Source organism: Polaribacter sp. AHE13PA, assembly GCF_019278505.1.
Lineage (GTDB): Bacteria > Bacteroidota > Bacteroidia > Flavobacteriales > Flavobacteriaceae > Polaribacter.
In genome coordinates, this window is record NZ_CP058985.1 from 1011926 (window position 1) to 1031568 (window position 19643).

At 31.7% G+C, this 19643-nt stretch carries 13 protein-coding genes; 10 read left to right on the forward strand and 3 right to left on the reverse strand.

Features of this window, described 5'->3' with window-relative positions; all coding sequences use genetic code 11:
* The first annotated feature begins 194 nt into the window (after positions 1-194).
* Together H0I28_RS04385 and H0I28_RS04390 are read left to right on the forward strand one after the other, a co-directional pair.
* Positions 195-1661 carry a circularly permuted type 2 ATP-grasp protein gene (locus H0I28_RS04385; RefSeq protein WP_218730357.1) on the forward strand — a complete coding sequence of 489 codons (1467 nt, stop codon included), beginning with the start codon at positions 195-197 and terminating at the stop codon, positions 1659-1661.
* A gap of 6 nt (positions 1662-1667) precedes the next feature.
* The gene (locus H0I28_RS04390) at positions 1668-2681 is read left to right on the forward strand and encodes an alpha-E domain-containing protein (RefSeq protein ID WP_218730358.1); all 1014 of its coding nucleotides are present in this window, start codon (positions 1668-1670) and stop codon (positions 2679-2681) included.
* A 110-nt stretch (positions 2682-2791) separates the two neighbouring features.
* Here H0I28_RS04390 and H0I28_RS04395 read toward each other — a convergent pair whose 3' ends face one another.
* From H0I28_RS04395 to H0I28_RS04405, 3 genes are read right to left on the reverse strand one after another with little or no spacing between them, the layout of a single operon-like run.
* On the reverse strand, positions 2792-3706 hold the full coding sequence (locus H0I28_RS04395; RefSeq protein WP_218760671.1) for a transglutaminase family protein: 915 nt from the start codon (positions 3704-3706) through the stop codon (positions 2792-2794).
* 1 nt (position 3707) lies between these two features.
* Positions 3708-6278: a circularly permuted type 2 ATP-grasp protein gene (locus H0I28_RS04400; RefSeq protein WP_218760672.1), complete on the reverse strand. Its 2571-nt coding sequence runs from the start codon at positions 6276-6278 to the stop codon at positions 3708-3710.
* 27 nt (positions 6279-6305) lie between these two features.
* Entirely contained in the window at positions 6306-9638 is a 3333-nt protein-coding gene (locus tag H0I28_RS04405; protein ID WP_218753064.1) for a DUF2126 domain-containing protein, read from the reverse strand.
* 511 nt (positions 9639-10149) lie between these two features.
* Here H0I28_RS04405 and mce point away from each other — a divergent pair.
* The 8 genes from mce (at position 10150) to scpA (ending at position 19625) form a co-directional block, all read left to right on the forward strand.
* Positions 10150-10560: a methylmalonyl-CoA epimerase gene (mce, locus tag H0I28_RS04410; protein ID WP_218760673.1), complete on the forward strand. Its 411-nt coding sequence runs from the start codon at positions 10150-10152 to the stop codon at positions 10558-10560.
* A gap of 20 nt (positions 10561-10580) precedes the next feature.
* Positions 10581-12140 (forward strand): acyl-CoA carboxylase subunit beta, encoded by a 1560-nt coding sequence (locus H0I28_RS04415; RefSeq protein ID WP_218760674.1) that lies wholly within the window; start codon positions 10581-10583, stop codon positions 12138-12140.
* Positions 12140-12499, forward strand: coding sequence for an OadG family protein (locus H0I28_RS04420; RefSeq protein ID WP_218730363.1), 360 nt, complete (start codon positions 12140-12142; stop codon positions 12497-12499). The genes H0I28_RS04415 and H0I28_RS04420 overlap by 1 nt, the downstream gene beginning before the upstream one ends.
* Before the next feature lie 3 nt (positions 12500-12502).
* Positions 12503-12922, forward strand: a complete 420-nt coding sequence (locus tag H0I28_RS04425) for a biotin/lipoyl-containing protein (RefSeq protein ID WP_218753066.1) — start codon at positions 12503-12505, stop codon at positions 12920-12922.
* Positions 12923-12932: 10 nt separating this feature from the next.
* Positions 12933-14267 (forward strand): sodium ion-translocating decarboxylase subunit beta, encoded by a 1335-nt coding sequence (locus H0I28_RS04430; RefSeq protein ID WP_218760675.1) that lies wholly within the window; start codon positions 12933-12935, stop codon positions 14265-14267.
* 65 nt (positions 14268-14332) lie between these two features.
* Positions 14333-15622: an acetyl-CoA hydrolase/transferase family protein gene (locus tag H0I28_RS04435; RefSeq protein ID WP_218760676.1), complete on the forward strand. Its 1290-nt coding sequence runs from the start codon at positions 14333-14335 to the stop codon at positions 15620-15622.
* A gap of 74 nt (positions 15623-15696) precedes the next feature.
* A complete protein-coding gene (locus tag H0I28_RS04440) occupies positions 15697-17496 on the forward strand; it encodes a methylmalonyl-CoA mutase family protein (protein WP_218760677.1) in 1800 nt (599 codons plus the stop codon).
* On the forward strand, positions 17493-19625 hold the full coding sequence (scpA, locus tag H0I28_RS04445; RefSeq protein WP_218760678.1) for a methylmalonyl-CoA mutase: 2133 nt from the start codon (positions 17493-17495) through the stop codon (positions 19623-19625). Before H0I28_RS04440 ends, scpA begins: the two co-directional genes overlap by 4 nt.
* Positions 19626-19643: the final 18 nt, after the last annotated feature.

Consider the following 19643-nt stretch of genomic DNA (forward strand, 5'->3'; position numbering starts at 1 on the left):
TTATAAGATTTTAGTAGAAATTGGATAGAAAACTTATTTTTGAAATTATTTATTTAAAAATATGATAATAAATTTTTACGATTTATGTAATAAATCAAATAAAATAAAATTATTGTTACAATAATCACAGTATAATTTAAAAATGCTTACTTTTTTCATAAAAGTAATTTATATTTACTAAAAAATTATAAGATTTGAAAGAAACTAAAACACTACCGCTATTTTCAACTTACGAACTAGATTCTAGATTTTATGATGAACTACTTAAGGATAATAATGAAGTTAGGGAGGTGTATAAAACCTTATATAATTTATTTGGTTCTTACTCAGTATCAGAATTTGATCGTTTAAATAAACAAGCAAAAGATTCTTTTTTTAATCTAGGAATTACGTTTCAAGTTTATGGAGATAAGGAGGTAAAAGAAAAAATTTTCCCTTTTGATTTATTTCCAAGAATTATTAATAATAAAGAATGGACTACAATAGAGAAAGGTGTTTTACAAAGAAGTAAAGCTTTAAACCTTTTTCTTTGGGATGTGTATCATGATCAAAAAATTATAAAACAAGGTATTGTACCTGAAGATTTAATTAAGTCTTCTGTTAATTTTTTACCAGAAATGATAGGATTAGATCCTCCTGGAGGCATTTACAACCATATTTCGGGTACAGATTTAATAAAACATGCTGATGGCAAGTATTATGTTCTAGAAGATAATATTAGATGTCCTTCTGGTGTTAGTTATGTTATTGGCAACAGAAATGCTGTAAAGCATGCATTGTTTGGTGTTTTTAATCAATATAATGCACACACGGTTGTAGATTATGGTTCTAAGTTATTAGATACTATGGAATCTGTAAAACCAAATGGGGTAGATGCTCCTGTTTGTGTTATTATTACACCTGGGGTTTATAATTCTGCTTATTACGAACATTCATTTCTAGCAAAACAAATGGGAGTTGTTTTAGTGGAAGGAAGAGATTTATTTGTAGAAAATGGTTTTGTGTATATGAGAACCATTTATGGACCAGAAAAAGTAGATGTTATATACAGAAGAGTAGATGATTTATTTATAGATCCTTTAGTCTTTAAAAAAGATTCTATGTTAGGGGTTCCTGGTTTATTTTCTGTGTATCAAAAAGGAAATGTTACTTTGGTAAATGCTCCTGGTACAGGTGTAGCAGATGACAAAGCTGTGTATACTTATATGCCAGAAATTATTAAATATTATTTAGATGAAGAACCTATTCTAAATAACGTACATACCTATCATTGTAGTAGAAAAGATGAGTTAAAATATGTTATAGAAAACATAGATAAATTGGTTGTAAAGCCAGTGGATGAATCTGGAGGATATGGTATTTCTATTGGAAGTAAACTAACAAAAGAAGAAATAGAAACTGTTAAGAAAACAATTTTGGCAGCACCTAGAAAATACATTGCTCAACCTATAATGTCATTATCTACTCACCCAACGTATATAGATGAAAATGAGTCTTTCGAATCTAGACATGTAGATTTAAGAACGTTTACTCTATTAGGTAAAGATACCGATTTTGTATTAAAAGGAGGTTTGTCTAGAGTTGCACTTAAAAAAGGAAATTTAATAGTAAATTCATCTCAAGGTGGAGGGTCAAAAGACACTTGGGTTTTAAAAAAATAAAAAAATATGTTAGCAAGAGTAGCCAATAACCTTTTTTGGATGGGAAGATATATTGAACGTTCAGAGCACTTAGCAAGGTTTTTAAACGTAAATTATTTTTCATCTTTAGACGCACCAGATGAATTATCACAATCTAGACAATTTGTATTAAGATCTGTAATGTACATGTCTGCTAATGAAATTATAGACGCAGATATTACATTAGAAGAAGAAGCTGTTTTATTTAATGTTGGTTTAAATTTAGAGCAACCCTATTCAATTGTAAATACCTTTATTAATGCGCATGAAAATGCAAGAAGCTCTAGAGATTTAATTTCAACAGAATTATTTGAATGTATCAATAGAATTAACCATAGTTATAAAGGATATCCGATAGATAAATTTGTAAAAAGTGGCTTATACGAGTTTACTTCAATGGTAACCCAATCTGCTTCTGAGGTAAGAAGTAAAATTAAAAGTACGCTTTTGCATGATGAAGTATATGCTATAATTATGTTAGGTGTATATTTAGAAAGAGCAATACAAGTATCAAGAATTATTAATTCTAAATTAAGTGATGTTGCGGCAGCTAAAGAAATTTATGGAGATGTTATTGATGGTAGCTACCAGTGGTCTACGCTTTTAAAATGTGTATCTACACATGATATGATGCGTAGTTTTTATAAAAAAACGCCTTCTAGAAAAACTACATTAGAGTTTATTATTTTAAACGGAAAATGTCCAAGATCTATTAAAAATTGTTTGTATCAAATATACAAATACATCTGTATTATTTCTAAAAACAGACAAATCACAGATGATTCGGCAGCTTTTTTGATAGGTAAAATGAAAGCTGATTTTGAGTATAAACTGATAACAGATATTGAAGATAATATAGAAGAGTTTATTGCCGATTTAATTGAGCATTTAGTTTTAATTGCTGATAAGTTGGAAGATAATTATTTCAATATTTCTGATTGTACAATAAAACCAGATGTTAAAGTTACTACTGAAGTTAAAAAGCAAACTCAAAAGCAATAAAATTTAACGTAAAAATAATTGTCTTATTAAACGATTATTTTAAAAAACAATAAACCTCAAAGTTTTTAAAACTTTGAGGTTTATTGTTTCACCTTATTTTCTTTAAAAGTTTAAGACTGACTTTGGCTTTGATAATTTTTGGCAGGTCTTAAATCTACGGCCACATCCATTTTACTTTTACCTGTACTGTAAATAACTCCTTTTAATGGTGGTACATCATAATAATCTCTACCATGAGCAACAACAATATGTTGATTTTTTGGGATTTGGTTGTTGGTTGGGTCAAAATCTATCCAACCTAGGGTTGGGATAAATACAGAAAACCATGCATGAGAAGCATCTGTACCAATCAGCTTTTCTTTTCCTTCTGGTGGTAGTGTTTCTATATAACCGCTTACATATCTTGCAGGCAATCCCATGGACCTAACACAAGCAATGGCTATTTGAGCAAAATCTTGACAAACACCTTTTTTCTCTTTCATTACTACTTTTAATGGCGTTGCAATGTTTGTAAATCCAGAAACGAAGTCGAAATCTGTAAAAATACGTTGCATTAATTCGTAAGAAGCTTCATATAAAGATCTTTCTGGTTTAAAGGAAACCAATGCGTATTCTTTAATAACAGCACTCATATCAGAAATTAAAGGAGAACCTAAAACAAATTGTCTAGCTTCAATAATGTCTGGATGGGTTTCTTTTAATAATTTAATTGCTTCTTCTATGGTAACTTTTTTTCCTTCAGTTAAATTTTGTCCTTCTATTTGTAAATCATAATCTCTAGAAACTTTACTACGTGCAATAACAACCAATTCTTCATGACTTTGCTGAATAGAAAAACGAGTAACTGTATTGCCAAAAAAATCGAGTCTTTCTGAAATATCAGTAGGTTCTGGGCTAATTTCTAAAGCGTATTCTAATACATTCTGCCCTTTAAAACTTTTAGGTTTTAAGGTGGTTATATTATGACAAAAGGAAGCACCATTTTCATAACTATATTTTGTTTTGTGCCAAAGGTCAAAAATCATATTAATTAGAAATTTTTCTATCTACCAACTGTTTTTGTTGCTGAGAGTGGTTAAAGTAAGTATCTGAAACAGATAAAGATGTTAAGTGTAATAAATCACTCAAATCAGACAGTAAATTGTCTAACTTTTTACGCATATTAGATGTTTCATCAATTTCTAGAATTTCTTCTAGTGATAAACTTTCAATTTTATGAATTACCGTATTGATATTTTTTTGACAAATAGTCATTTCTACAGATGTATTTGTATTCGGTAACTTATCAATATCTTTCTTAATCCTTTTTACTTGGTACATTAAAGATCTAGAGTATTCTTTATCTAAAACTAATAACTTTAAGACATTTTCTATACTTAGATAAGACTTGTAACTGTATCTATAGATGTTTAAACTTTCGTGACTATTTAAAAGTGATTCTAAAACTTCATACTCTAATTCCTCATTATAATTTACAATAATTAAAGACCTAAATTTCTCTATAGTCATAGATGCTTGTTCTATTTGCAAACCAATAAAGTAGAGTAGAAGTCCTTGTCTTACTAATATACTTTCTTCTGATAAAGCCATAAAAGCAATCAATCTTGTAATTATTTTATCAAAGAACTTAGATAAAGTAGAAATAGTGTAAACCTTTTCTTCTTTAAGTTTTGTAAGTTGTTTCTGAATTCCATCAAAAACACGCCACATATCTTTAGACCATAGATTTCTAAGAGAATAATAAGAATTGTTAAAACTCTGCATAGATTGAGCAAAACCTCCAATTCTTTGATTATCAAGAGTAAGCGACTTTAATTCTTTAAGAGGATTCTTTAAAGCTTCTTCTTCATTTTCTCCTGTAAAACCAGGAAACGTAGAAGTAATGTTTGTAATAGACTGAAATAATATTTTTAAACTTTCAGATTCAGATTTTCTTTCATCATTATATTGTACATGTGTCATTTGGTTTAAAACCATGCGCAAATACCTTGCTGTAAATAAAGTTCTCCCTAAATATCTACCAGACCAATATAGGTTTTCGGCGGTATTACTTGGTACGTCATTAATACTTTCTGCCTGATTAGAAACGCTCTTATTCCAAGAATAGTTTTGTAAGTAATTTTGTTTTTTATCACTAACAATCCAAAAGTCTTTACTAGTTCCTCCTCGCTGATTAGATACAAAAAGCTCTTCACGTTCTGTGGCAACTCTGACTAAGCCACCAGGCATAACGCTATAACTATCTTGTTTTGCAATAGAAAAAGTTCTACACACAATTTTACGAGGTTCTAATTTATCATCAACAAAATTAGGAGCTGTAGAAAAAGATATTTTTTCTTGTGCTACAAATCTATTTGGGTTTTCTAAAATTTCAGCTTTTAGTTCCTTTAATTCTTCTTTACTTAAAAATTCACAGAAATAGATATGTTCTCTATGCGATCTGTCTATTCTTTTTACTACATATGATGGTAAATCTTCTAGAACATGTTTTCTTTCTTTTTCTTGTCCGCACCACCAAGAAGCAATTTGAGGTAGAATTAACTTTTCTTTTAAGAAAAATTTGCAAATATTCTCCATAAACGGAATTAAAGCAGGGTTTTCTAAAACACCACTTCCAATAGGGTTTACGATGGCAACATTTTGTAAGCGAACAACTTCTAATAAACCTGCAACTCCTAAATAAGAATCTTCTCTTAATTCTAAAGGATCCATAAAGCTGTCATCTACACGTCGTAAAATAACATCTACTTGTTTTAAACCTTTTAAAGATTTTAACCAAACTTTGCCATGTCTTACTACTAAATCATTTCCTTTTACCAAAGGATGACCTAAAAATGAAGACAAATAAGAATGTTCGAAATATGTTTCATTATGTGGACCAGGTGTTAAAATAACCACCATTGGATTCTCTTTATTAGCCGGAGCTACACTTAATAACAATTTATTAAAATCATTAAAAAAGGTAGATGGCTGCCTAACGTTTATATGCTTATATATTTCAGGAATAATTTTAGTTGTAGAAAATCTATTTTCTAAAGCATATCCCATACCAGAAGGTGCTTGTGTTCTGTCATTTACAACCCACATACGTCCGTCCGGACCTCTAGCCAAATCTACTGCATGTACCAGTAATTGTTTTGCTGTTTTATATTCAATTTGATCACAAGAACGTAAAAAACCACGATGTGCGTAAATTACTTCTGGCGGAATAATTCCGTTTTTAAGCAATTCACGTTTTCCGTATAAATCTTTTAAAATAAGGTTTAATATTTCAGATCTTTGTTGAATTCCCTTTTCAATTTCGCTCCATTCTTTTTGATGAATTATAAACGGAACTACGTTTAAATTCCAAGGTCTATTTAATCCTTTAGGATCGTTATATACATTATAGGTAACACCATTTTCTGCCAATAACCAATCTATATCAACTTGTTTAGAAGCTAATTTTTTAGGTCCAATTTTTTGTAAATTGTCTAATAAAACTTTCCAATCTGATGTGTCTTCCATTTTAGAGATTAATAGTTCATCATATTTACTTTTATTTAAAAAATAATCGTGTAAGATTGTTTTTTCAATTTGATTTTCTTCTATCGTCATATTTCATGCTACCTATAATAAATTTCCCTACTTTTTTCTTAAATCTAAGGTATAAGGAAATTCAAAATTAACAGGTAGTTCTTTAAACTTAAATCGCTTAGAACTACTGTTGGTTTCTACACTTCTACTAGTGCTTTCTGTATTTGGGTTGATACTTTCCACAGGGTCAATTTCACCTTGTGTATGTCCAAATTCCCAGAAACGATTAATTCGTCTCGATTCTGCTTCATAACTATTTACTGGATATTCATCATAAGATCTTCCTCCTGGATGTGCAACAAAATAAGTACAACCTCCAATAGAACGTTTGTTCCAAGTATCTACAATATCAAAAACAAGTGGAGTATCTACAGGGATTGTTGGGTGTAAAGCAGAAAACGGATCCCATGCTTTATAACGAACACCAGCTACATATTCTCCATGAACACTTGTCTTATTTAATTGTACTTTAACGCCGTTACAACTTAATACAAAACGGTCTTCATTAAAATTAGAAACTTTTACTTGTAATCTTTCTAATGAAGAATCTACATATCTTGCAGTTCCGCCACCAGTCATTTCTTCTCCTAAAACATTCCAAGGTTCTATACCTGCTCTTAATTCTAAATGAATATTATTAATGTCTACCATCCCATGAAGCGGAAATCTAAATTCGAAAAATGGATCGAACCAATCTTCTTTAAATTCGTAACCCGCTTTATTTAATTGGTCTACAATATCCTTAATATCTTCTCTTACGTAATGCTCTATTAAGAATTTATCGTGTAATTCTGTTCCCCAACGTACTAAATTATGTTCGTAAGGTTTTTTCCAGAACCAAGCAACTAAAGTTCTAACAAGTAACATTTGTACTAAACTCATTTTAGGGTGTGGAGGCATATCAAATCCACGTAATTCTAAAATACCTAATCTTCCTGTAGAAGAATCTGGAGAGTATAATTTATCGATACAAAATTCTGCTCTGTGTGTATTTCCCGTTAAATCGGTTAATAAATGTCTAAACAATCTATCTGTTAACCAAAAAGGCACTTCGCCATCTTTTGGAATTTGATTAAAGGCAATTTCTAACTCGTATAAGTTGTCCAAACGAGCTTCATCTACTCTTGGAGCCTGACTCGTTGGTCCAACAAATGAGCCAGAAAATAAATACGTTAAACCTGGGTGATGTTGCCAGAAAGTTAATAAACTTCTTAGTAAGCTTGGTTTACGTAATAAAGGACTATCTGCAGGAGTTGTACCACCTAAAGTTACATGATTTCCACCACCAGTTCCGGTATGTTTACCATCTAACATAAACTTCTCTGTACCTAATCTTGCTTTTTTAGCTTCATCATAAAAAGTAAATGTGTTTTTACACAAGTCTTTCCAATTGGTAACAGGATGTACATTTACTTCAATAACCGCAGGATCTGGTGTTATTTTTAGAGATTCTAATCTGTTATCATGAGGAGGTTCATAACCTTCCATTATAACAGGTACGTTTAACTCTCTTGCCGTAAGTTCTATAGAAGCTATTAAATCTAAAAACATTTCTGCCGTTTCTAAAGGTGGTAGAAATAAATATAATTTTTGGTCTCTAATTTCGGCACAAAGTGCGGTACGTACAAAATAGTTAGGTTGGTTTAATTCTAATCCGAAGTCTAAAAATTCTTGATGTCTTTTTTTAACAATATTTTTAAAACTTGGTAAACGTTTCTTTTTAGAAAATAAGTCTGGTTCATGAATAGGAAAAATCTCGTGTTCTGGTTTTTCCATTAATGAATCTAAAGGTAGTCTTAATCCCATAGGAGAGTTTCCTGGAGTTAAAAAGATGTGTTGTCTTCTAAAAGTCCAAGCACTACTAAACCATTTGTCTTCCGTTTTATTTAAAGGAAGTAAATAGCCAACAGGTGTAGATGCGCCTTTTTCATAAATTTCATGTAATTTTTTACGTGCTAAAGAGCCGTCTTTGTCTTTTGCAGGATCTATGTCTATCGGTAAATTACCTTGTTCCCATAAATGATAAAAAGGATCTTCGAAACTTGGTAAAATATGTTCTGAAGAAACACGTAAATATTTAGTAAGCGTTTCTAAAAATAATTTATCAGAATTTTCTGGAACAATAGGATTATCAGCATAGCTGGATAAATACTTTTTGTTGAACCAAATCGGTCTACCATCTTTACGCCAACAAATTTCTATTTGCCATCTGGGTAAAGGTTCTCCAGGATACCATTTTCCTTGTGCATGATGCAAAACAGCTCCATTACCAAATTTGTCATACAAACCTTTGGTTAAATCTCCTGCTAATTTTCTTTTATTAGGTCCATCTGCAGTTGTATTCCATTCTGGAGACTCTAAATCATCAATAGATATAAAAGTTGGTTCGCCTCCCATTGTTAAACGAACATCGCCTTTTTCTAATTGCTTTTCTACTTTATTCCCAAGCTTGTATACTTCTTTCCATTGTTCTTCTGTATACGGTTTTGTAACTCTTGGAGATTCTAAAATTCTTGTTACTTTGTTTTCAAAAAAGAATTCTGTTTCACATTTATCAGACATTCCAGAAACAGGGGCAGCACTTTCAAAAGAAGGAGTACACGCTAACGGAATATGACCTTCACTTGCTAGAAGACCAGAAGTGGCATCAAAACCAATCCAACCAGCACCCGGTAAGTATACTTCTGCCCAAGCATGTAAATCTGTAAAATCTTCTTCAGGACCAGAAGGACCGTCTAATGATTTTTCGTCTGATTTTAATTGTACTAAATACCCAGAAACAAAACGTGCTCCAAAACCTAAGTGACGTAAAGTTTGTACAAATAACCATGCATAATCTCTACAGGAACCATTTTTTTGATTCAAAGTTTCTTCACAAGTTTGAACACCTGGGTCCATTCTTATGTTATAATTTAAAAACTCATAAATTTTTTGATTGATATCAATTAAAAAATAAATAGTTTTTCTTGGCGTATAATCTATCGTTTTTATAAACTCTTCTAATAACTTTCCTTTATCAGTAATTTCTAAATAAGGTTGTAATTCTTTCTTTACAGTTTCTGTATACACAAAAGGATATTCTTCTGCATACTCTTCAATAAAGAAATCAAAAGGGTTTATAGTTTTTAAATCGGCAATAATTTCAACATCAATAGACATTTCATCTGTTTTCTCAGGAAAAACCAAACGAGCCACATAATTTCCAAAAGGATCTTGTTGCCAATTAAAGAATTGTTCTTCTGGCGTAATTTTAATAGAATAAGATTCTATAGGTGTTCTCGAGTGTGGTGCTGGTCTTAGCCTAAAAATATGAGGAGATAAAGATACTTTTCTATCATATTTATAAGTTGTCTTGTGAGATATTACGATTTTTAATGCCATGTATACATATATGTTTTGAGTGCAAATTACTTAGTTAATTTTACTTAACCTTTCAAAATAAAGCGAAAAAAAACGCCGGCAAATTTAAGTATTTATTATTCTAAATAACTTAAAATCCATAATAAAAAAGAGATTCAAAAAGCATTACAGCTTCATAATAAATCTATTTTTAATATCGTTTTAGAATACTTTTATTTTTTATAAATTTAGTAATAAAAGTACAGAATATCTTCATTAATACATATATATTAATACTATTTATTGGTGTTGTAATAATTTTTATACGATAAAAGTGTTAAAATGATAATTTGTCGATTTAAAAGTAATATCTACAGACTGCTTTAAAATTTGTAAACTTTATAATTTTTAAATAAAGAAATGAATTAAAAGATTCTTTTTTTGATTCCTCAAAATAATTTAAGATAAGTTGTAATAATCTGTGAATATGATAACTATCATATAATAAAAACAAGATGTATGCTAAATTTGATAAAATTTAAACATAAAAATTATGAATATTTCACATATAGAGCATTTAGGTATTGCCGTTGAAAATTTAGAAGTTTCAATAAAATATTACGAAGAAGTTTTAGGTTTAAAATGTTATTCTATAGAAGAGGTTGTCGATCAGAAAGTGAAGACAGCCTTTTTTTTGGTGGGTAACACAAAAATAGAATTATTAGAGAGTACTTCTCCGGATGGTCCAATAGGTAAATTTATAGAGAAAAAGGGACAAGGTATTCACCACATCGCTTTTGCAGTTCCCAATGCAACAGAAGCTTTAAAAACTGCTGAAGAACGAGGGGTTAGACTTGTAGATAAGGTTTCTAGAAAAGGTGCTGAAGGGTTAAATATTGGCTTCTTACATCCAAAATCAACATTAGGAGTACTTACAGAACTTTGTTCTAAAGAACAATTTTAAAAGAAAATACTTATATAAAAATGGCAAATCAAGATAAAATTAACGAACTCATTGAAAAAAGAGCGGAAGCGAAAATGGGGGGAGGAGAAAAACGTATCGATTCTCAGCATGCTAAAGGTAAATTAACTGCACGCGAGCGTATAGATATTCTTTTAGATGATGATAGTTTTGAAGAGTTTGATATGTTTGTAACACACAGAACAAAATCTTTTGGATTGGATAAACAAATTTATCTTTCTGATGGTGTTGTTACAGGTCATGGTACTATAGACGGAAGAATTGTGTATGTGTTTGCACAAGATTTTACCGTTTTCGGAGGTTCTTTATCTGAAACTTATGCATTAAAAATATGTAAAGTGATGGATATGGCAATGAAAATTGGAGTTCCCGTAATTGGATTAAATGATTCAGGTGGAGCACGTATTCAAGAAGGGGTAAGGTCTTTAGCTGGATATGCAGAAATTTTTCAAAGAAATATTATGGCTTCTGGTGTAATTCCTCAAATTTCCTCAATTTTAGGTCCTTGTGCTGGTGGTGCTGTGTATTCTCCGGCATTAACAGATTTTACAATTATGACGGATCAAACAAGTTATATGTTTGTTACAGGTCCTAAAGTGGTAAAAACCGTTACAGGTGAAGTTGTAACTGCAGAAGAATTAGGTGGCGCTAAAATTCATTCTACTAGATCTGGCGTTTCTCATTTCTTGGCAGAAAATGATGAAGAAAACTTATTATTAGTTCGTAAATTATTAAGTTACTTGCCATCAAATAATTTAGAAGAAGCACCAATACTTCCTTGTAGTGACCCAATTGACAGGTTAGAAGATGCTTTAAATGATATTATTCCAGAAAATCCAAATCAACCTTATGACATTGTAGATGTAATATCAATACTTGCAGATAATGGCGAGTTTACAGAAGTTCATAGAAATTATGCAAGAAATATTTGTGTTGGTTTTGCTAGATTTAATGGACGTCCAGTTGGTATTGTTGCCAATCAACCAAAATATTATGCAGGTGTTTTAGATATTGATGCTTCTAGAAAAGCTGCTCGATTTGTTCGTTTTTGTGATGCTTTTAATATAGCCATTGTAACCTTAGTTGATGTACCAGGTTTCTTGCCAGGAACAGGTCAAGAATATGGCGGAATTATTTTACACGGAGCAAAATTACTATTTGCCTATGGTGAAGCAACTGTGCCAAAAGTAACGATTACTTTACGTAAATCTTATGGAGGTGCACATGATGTTATGAGTTGTAAGCAACTACGTGGAGATGTAAATTATGCATGGCCAACGGCAGAAATTGCAGTAATGGGAGCAAAAGGAGCTGTTGAAGTTTTAGAAGGATCTAATATTAGAAAAATAGAAGATGCAGATGAAAAACAAGAGTACATTCAGAAAAAAGAGGATGAGTACACTGCAAGGTTCGCAAATCCATACATGGCAGCAAAATACGGTTTTATAGACGATGTAATTGAGCCAAGAAATACTCGTTTTAGAATTATTAGAGCTTTAGAATTACTTCAGAATAAAAAAGATGTAAATCCCCCAAAGAAACACTCAAACATTCCATTATAATGACAAATATACTATTATACACAGATCCAATAAGCGAAGGTTATGTTATTCTAATTACCGGGTTATTCATTGTTTTTAGCGCATTAGTTATACTCGCACTTTTCTTTAATTACGGATTACCAGTATTGCTTTATACCTATAAAATAATTACAAAAGGGAAGGATAAGAAAATTAGTGAAATTAAAGTAAAAGGAGATAGCAATTTTACTGGTGAAATTTCTGCGGTTATTGGAGCTGCCGTACACATGTACAAAAATGAACAACATGATCATGAAAGTGCCATTTTAACAATTAAACAAGTTAAAAAAACATATTCACCTTGGAGTTCTAAAATTTACGGAATTCAAAATAGATTATAACAAATGAAAAGCTATAAATTTAAAGTAAACGAAAACGGCTACACCGTTAATATAAAATCTCATGAAGATAATATTATTCAACTAGAAGTTAATGGTACATCCTATGAGGTGAAAATGCAAGAGGAGGTTAAAAAAACAAAGACTCCTACATTAATTAGATCTGCGTCTAAACAACCAGCTGCACCTTTACAAGTAAATCCAAAATCTGCAAAAACAAGAATTGTTGCTCCTATTCCTGGAGTCGTTTTATCTATTGATGTAAAAGTTGGAGATACGCTTAAGGTAGGGGATAGAATGCTTGTTTTAGAAGCAATGAAAATGGAAAATAGTATTGTCTGTGAAAAAGCAGGTGTTATTTCCGCTATAAAAATAAGTGTAGGACAACAAGTTTTGCATGATGAATTAATGATAGAACTAGAATAAAACACTAAATATGAAAAAAGTAATTTTAATATTCTGTGTTTTATCTTTATTGATCTTTATAAGACCAGTTTTAGGATTAAGCGCAGATGCTAGCCCAGATTCCATAACCGATACTACGGTTGCTACAACACAAGTAGATAAAGCTCATCAAAAAGATGTGGGTGTTTTTGAAGGAGGTTTTGAAGGAATTAAAAAGTTTTACAGTTATACCGGTTTTGCAAATACAACTTCTGGAAACTTAATAATGATTATTATCGGAATTGGATTTATTTACCTAGGTATTAAATTTGATTACGAACCCTTACTATTGATACCAATTGGTACCGGTGTTATATTAGGAAATATACCTTTTGTAGCCGGAAATCAAACAGGTATTTATGAGACAGGATCTGTATTAAACTATCTCTATTTTGGAGTGGTAAAAGGTATTTATCCGCCACTAATTTTTTTAGGAATTGGAGCAATGACAGATTTTTCATCTTTAATTGCAAATCCCAAATTAATGCTTTTAGGAGCAGCAGCTCAAATTGGTGTGTTTGCAACTTTTATGGGAGCGCTTTATCTAGGATTCAGCCTTCCAGAAGCAGGTGCCATCGGTATTATTGGTGGAGCCGATGGACCAACTGCAATTTTCTTATCATCAAAATTAGCAAACGGAGTTAATATTTTGGCAGATGGTACAACGGTTAAAAACTTAATTGGACCTATTGCTATTGCTGCTTATTCTTACATGGCATTGGTTCCTGTAATTCAGCCTCCATTAATGAGATTGTTAATCTCTAAAGAGGATAGAAAAATAAAAATGAAACCACCAAGAGCCGTTACTCAAAAGGAAAAAATGATTTTCCCTGTAGTTGCTTTATTATTAACTCTTTTTATCTCTCCTAGTGCATTACCATTATTAGGGATGTTATTCTTCGGAAATTTATTAAAAGAGTCAGGAAGAACAGAAAGATTAGCAGATACGGCAAGAACCAAATTAATTGATATTGTAACTATTTTATTAGGTGTTACAGTAGGAGCTTCTACGCAAGCAGATATTTTTATCACTAAAGATTCATTATTGATATTTGGTTTAGGAGCAATCTCATTTGTGATTGCAACTTGTGGAGGTTTATTATTCGCAAGATTTATGAATAGATTCTTAAAAGGAGATAATAAAATTAATCCGCTTATTGGTGCTGCAGGAGTTTCAGCTGTTCCAGATAGTGCACGTGTTGTGCATCACGAAGGTTTAAAATCAGATCCAAGTAACTATTTATTAATGCATGCAATGGCGCCAAATGTTGCAGGTGTAATAGGTTCTGCAATTGCTGCAGGTATTATTTTAAGTTTCTTAGGATAAAGGATAATTAGAAGTTCATTTTAGTGTGTGAATGAACAAAACAACAATTTTTAAAATTTGATAATATGAAAATACCAAATAAAATGACAGCCGATGAAGCTGTTAAATTAATCAAATCTAACGATAGAGTTTTAATCCAAGGAGGTTCTGCAACACCACAAGCTTTAATAAAATCGATGGTTGCAAGAGCGTCAGAATTAAGAAATGTTGAACTTGTTCATTTACATACCGAGGGAGCTTGTGGATATACTGCACCAGAATTAAGAGAAAGTTTTCATACCAATGCTTTTTTTATTGGTGGAAACGTTCGTAAAATGGTAGGAAACACGGTAGATTATATTCCTGTTTTTTTAAGTGAAATACCAAGTTTATTTCGTGAAGGATATATGAAATTGGACGTGGTTCTGGTAAATGTATCGCCACCGGATAAACATGGTTTTTGTTCTTTAGGTGTTTCTGTTGATATTGTTATTTCTGGTATAGAACAAGGTAAAATAATTATTGCTCAAATTAACCCGCGCATGCCTCGTACATTTGGAGATGCTCAAATTCATTTAAAACATTTTGATGCCTGTGTTGAAGTAGAAGAAGAAATCTACGAAATGAATTTTGTAGAACCATCTGAAATAGAGAAATCTATAGGTAAAAATATTGCAGAAATTATTGATGATGGTGCAACGCTTCAAATGGGGATTGGTGGTATTCCAAATGCCGTTTTAACATTTTTAAACAACCATAAAAATTTAGGGATACATACAGAGATGTTTTCTGAAGGTGTCATAGATTTAGTGAGAAACGGAGTTGTAAACGGTTCTAAAAAGAAAACAAACCCTTATAAAATTGTTTCTGGTTTTGCTATGGGAACAAGACGTTTATATGACTTTATAGATGATAATCCAGAAATTGAAATGAATGACATTGCATACGTAAATGATACTTCTATCATTCGTAAAAACCCAAAAGTAACAGCAATAAATTCTGCTATTGAAGTAGATTTAACAGGGCAAATTTGTGCAGATTCTATTGGTCAGAGAATGTTTTCTGGAGTTGGTGGTCAAATGGACTTTATGCGTGGAGCTGCTTTATCAAAAGGCGGGAAACCAATATGTGCAATTACATCAACAACCTCTAAAGGTGTTTCTAAGATTACTCCAGCGTTAAAAGTAGGAGCAGGAGTTGTTACTACTCGTGCGCATGCTAGGTTTATAGCTACAGAATATGGGATAGCAGAACTATTTGGTAAAAATTTAAAACAACGAGCTCAAGCATTAAGAGATATTGCGCACCCAAATCATAGAGAGGAATTGGACAAAGCTATTTTTGAAAGATTTGGAAGTAGTTTAATGATAAAATAAACTTACGGAGGGTAGGGCTTAAATTTTGTAACTTTAAGAACTGTAACCTTTTGTATTAAATAAATTCACATATAATGAGCGATAAAAATAAAATACTTTTTTCAGATTTCTCTTCAGTTTCTACTGAACAGTGGATGGAAAGAGTGACCGCAGATTTAAAAGGTGCTGATTTTGATAGAAAACTAGTGTGGAAAAACCTAACTGGTATCAATTTTCAGCCTTGTTATAATATAGAAAATTCAATTACACAGCTAAAAAATACAGGGGAAAACTCACAATCATTAGTAAACTATAGAAGTGTTGCTGCTTGTTGTGGTAAATCTGGAAATGATTTGGCCTTAAAAGCAATTGAAGAAGGAATAAATGGTATTATTTTTCAAATGATAACCAATGTATCTGTAGAAGAACTTTTAAATGGAATAGACTTAAATACTATCTCGGTTTCGTTTAAATTATTTAATAATGCTATTCCTTTTACCAAAGATTTAGTTGCTTTTGCAAAAGGCAAAAATTTAAAGGGATATATTGATACAAATTTAATTTCTGGCTATGTAACAACAGGTAGTTTTAATGAAAGCCTTGTAGATGTAACTGCAGAACTGATAAAGTTAACAAAACATTTTCCTAACTTTAAAGCAATCACTATTTCTGGAACGGAGTATTTAGATAGTGGAGCAAACCAAGTGCAAGAAATAGGATATACTTTAAGTTCTCTTGTTTTTTTAACGGAAAAATTGAAAGAAAAAGAGATTGCAGTGCAACAAATTTTCGACAACCTAAATTTTAATTTAGCAATTGGATTAGAGTATTTTGTTGAAATTGGAAAATTTAGAGCCTTCAATAATTTATTAGCTGAGGTTGCAGCCAAATATCAACTTGCTGATTTCTCGAATACAATAACCGCTAAAACTTCTATTTGGAGTAAGTCAATTACAGATGCAGAAACCAACTTATTACGTTGTACTACAGAAGCTATGGCTGCTATTTTAGGAAATGTAGACGGAGTTTTAATTGATCCTTATGATAAAGAATTTAAAAGTTCTTCTGATTTTTCAAGCAGAATAGCAGGTAATATTACCACTATTTTAAAAGAAGAATCTTATTTTGGTAAAGTATCAAACCCTGTTGATGGATCTTATTATATTGAAGAGGTTAGTTCTAAAATAGCAGAAAAAGCATTAGAGTTGTTTAAAGCAATTGAAGCTGATGGTGGTTTTTATATCAATTTTGAAAAAGAAATAATTCAACAACAAATTGCTGAAATTCGTCTTCAAAAATTAAAATTAATTAGCCAACGTAGAACTCCAATGGTTGGAATTAATAAGTATCCTAACTTAATGGAGAAAATATCTGCTAATCTACTTTCTAAAGGAATTAGTGAGAATCCTAAGGTGTTAACTCCAAGAAGAGCTTCTTTAGAAATTGAGGCAATGCGAAGGGTTACAGAAGAATTAGTGGATGAAACAAATGTGCGCCCAATTGTACAATTAGCGAGTTATGGAAATTTAACAATGCGTAAAGCGAGAGCTGCTTTTGCTTATGATTTTATAGGTGTAAGTGGTTTTGATGTGCATCAAGAAGAAAGTTTTGCAAACGCTTTGGTTGCAGCTACTGAAAGTGCTAAATCAACTTCAAATGTAGTTGTTATTTGTAGTTCTGATGAAGATTATGATGAAACTGCTGTAGAATTTGTAAAAGCATTTAGAGCCATAGATACAGATAAAGTATTGTTACTAGCAGGTGCACCAAAAAACATTGATGAATTAACGGCTGTTGGTTTAGATGGTGTTGTAAATATGAGAACTGATGTTCTTGTCTCACTTTCTAGTATTCAGAAAAAAGTTCAAAAAACCTTTAAATCTTTAGAAGTATGAAACCAGATTTTTCAGATATAAAAATAAACTCAGCAGTCAAACAAACTGTTGCAACTTCAGAGAATCAAGATGTTTGGAATACTCCTGAAGGAATCCCTGTAAAAAAACAATTTACAAAAGAAGATATTGCAGAAGCAGAACATTTAGGTTTTGCAGCTGGTGTACCACCTTTTTTAAGAGGTCCTTATAGTGCTATGTATGCCATGCGTCCTTGGACGATTCGTCAATACGCAGGTTTTTCTACCGCAGAAGAATCAAATGCTTTTTACAGAAGAAATTTAGCGGCAGGTCAAAAAGGACTTTCAGTTGCTTTTGATTTAGCTACGCACCGTGGTTACGATTCAGATCATCCACGTGTAACGGGTGATGTTGGTAAAGCAGGTGTTGCTATAGATTCAATTTTAGATATGGAAATTTTGTTTGATCAAATTCCGTTAGATAAAATGTCAGTTTCTATGACAATGAATGGTGCTGTGTTACCTATTATGGCTTTTTATATAGCTGCTGCAAAAAAACAAGGCGTTGCTTTAGATCAACTTTCAGGAACGATTCAGAATGATATTTTAAAGGAGTTTATGGTGCGTAATACATACATTTATCCACCATTACCTTCTATGAAAATTATTGGCGATATTTTTGATTACACCACTAAAAATATGCCCAAGTTTAACTCAATTTCAATTTCTGGTTATCACATGCAAGAAGCGGGTGCAACCGCAGATATTGAATTAGCGTATACTTTAGCAGATGGAATGGAATACATTAGAACTGGATTAAAATCTGGTTTAAAAATTGATGAATTCGCGCCTCGTTTATCTTTCTTCTGGGCAGTAGGAATGAATCATTTTATGGAAATTGCAAAAATGCGTGCTGCACGTATGCTTTGGGCAAAAATAATAAAATCATTCAATCCAAGAAACCCAAAATCGATGGCATTGCGTACGCATAGTCAAACTTCTGGTTGGAGTTTAAGTGAGCAAGATCCTTTTAACAATGTAGCTCGTACTTGTGTAGAAGCAATGGCTGCAACGTTAGGAGGTACACAATCTTTACATACCAATGCATTGGATGAAGCAATTGCTTTACCAACAGATTTTTCTGCAAGAATAGCACGTAATACACAGATTTTTATTCAAGATGAAACGCAGATGACTAAATCTGTAGATCCTTGGGCGGGTTCTTATTATGTAGAATATTTAACGCAAGAAATTGCGAAGAAAGCGTGGAAATTAATTGAAGAAGTTGAAGAATTAGGAGGAATGGCAAAAGCTATTGAAACTGGAGTTCCTAAATTACGTATAGAAGAAGCTTCTGCTCGTAAGCAAGCACGTTTAGATTCTGGTCAAGATATTTTAGTAGGAGTAAATAAATTTAAAACGACAGAAAAATCAAATATTGAAATTTTAGAAGTTGATAATACGGTTGTAAGAGATTCTCAAATTGCTCGTTTAAATAAAATGAAAGCTGAACGTAATTCTGAAGTGGTTGCTGTCAATTTAAAAGCATTAGAGGATTGTGCAGGAACAGGAAAAGGTAATTTATTAGCTTTGGCTGTAGAAGCTGCAGAAAATTTTGCTACATTGGGTGAAATCTCTGATGCTTTAGAGGTTCATTTTGGAAGACATAAAGCGGATACTAAATTGATAAGTGGTGTGTACGGAAAAGAAGTAAAAAGTGATGATACGTTTGCAAGAGCGCAAAAGTTAACGGATAAGTTTGCAGAAATAGAAGGTCGTAGACCAAGGGTTATGATTGCGAAAATGGGGCAAGACGGACATGATAGAGGGGCAAAAGTAGTTGCTTCTAGTTTTGCTGATTTAGGTTTTGATGTAGATATGGGGTCTTTATTTCAAACTCCAGAAGAAGTAGCAAAACAAGCTATTGAAAACGATGTGCATTTTGTAGGTGCATCTAGTTTGGCTGCTGGACATAAAACGTTAATTCCTCAATTAATAGAAGAATTAGAAAAATTAGGTAGACCAGATATTATGGTATTTGCAGGTGGCGTAATACCTGCACAGGATTATGATTTTTTATTAGAAAGAAAAGTGGTCGCTATTTTTGGTCCTGGAACTGTAATTTCTGAATCTGCAATTACGATAATGGAAAAATACTTAGAGCAAGAATAAGCTCTATATTAATTTATT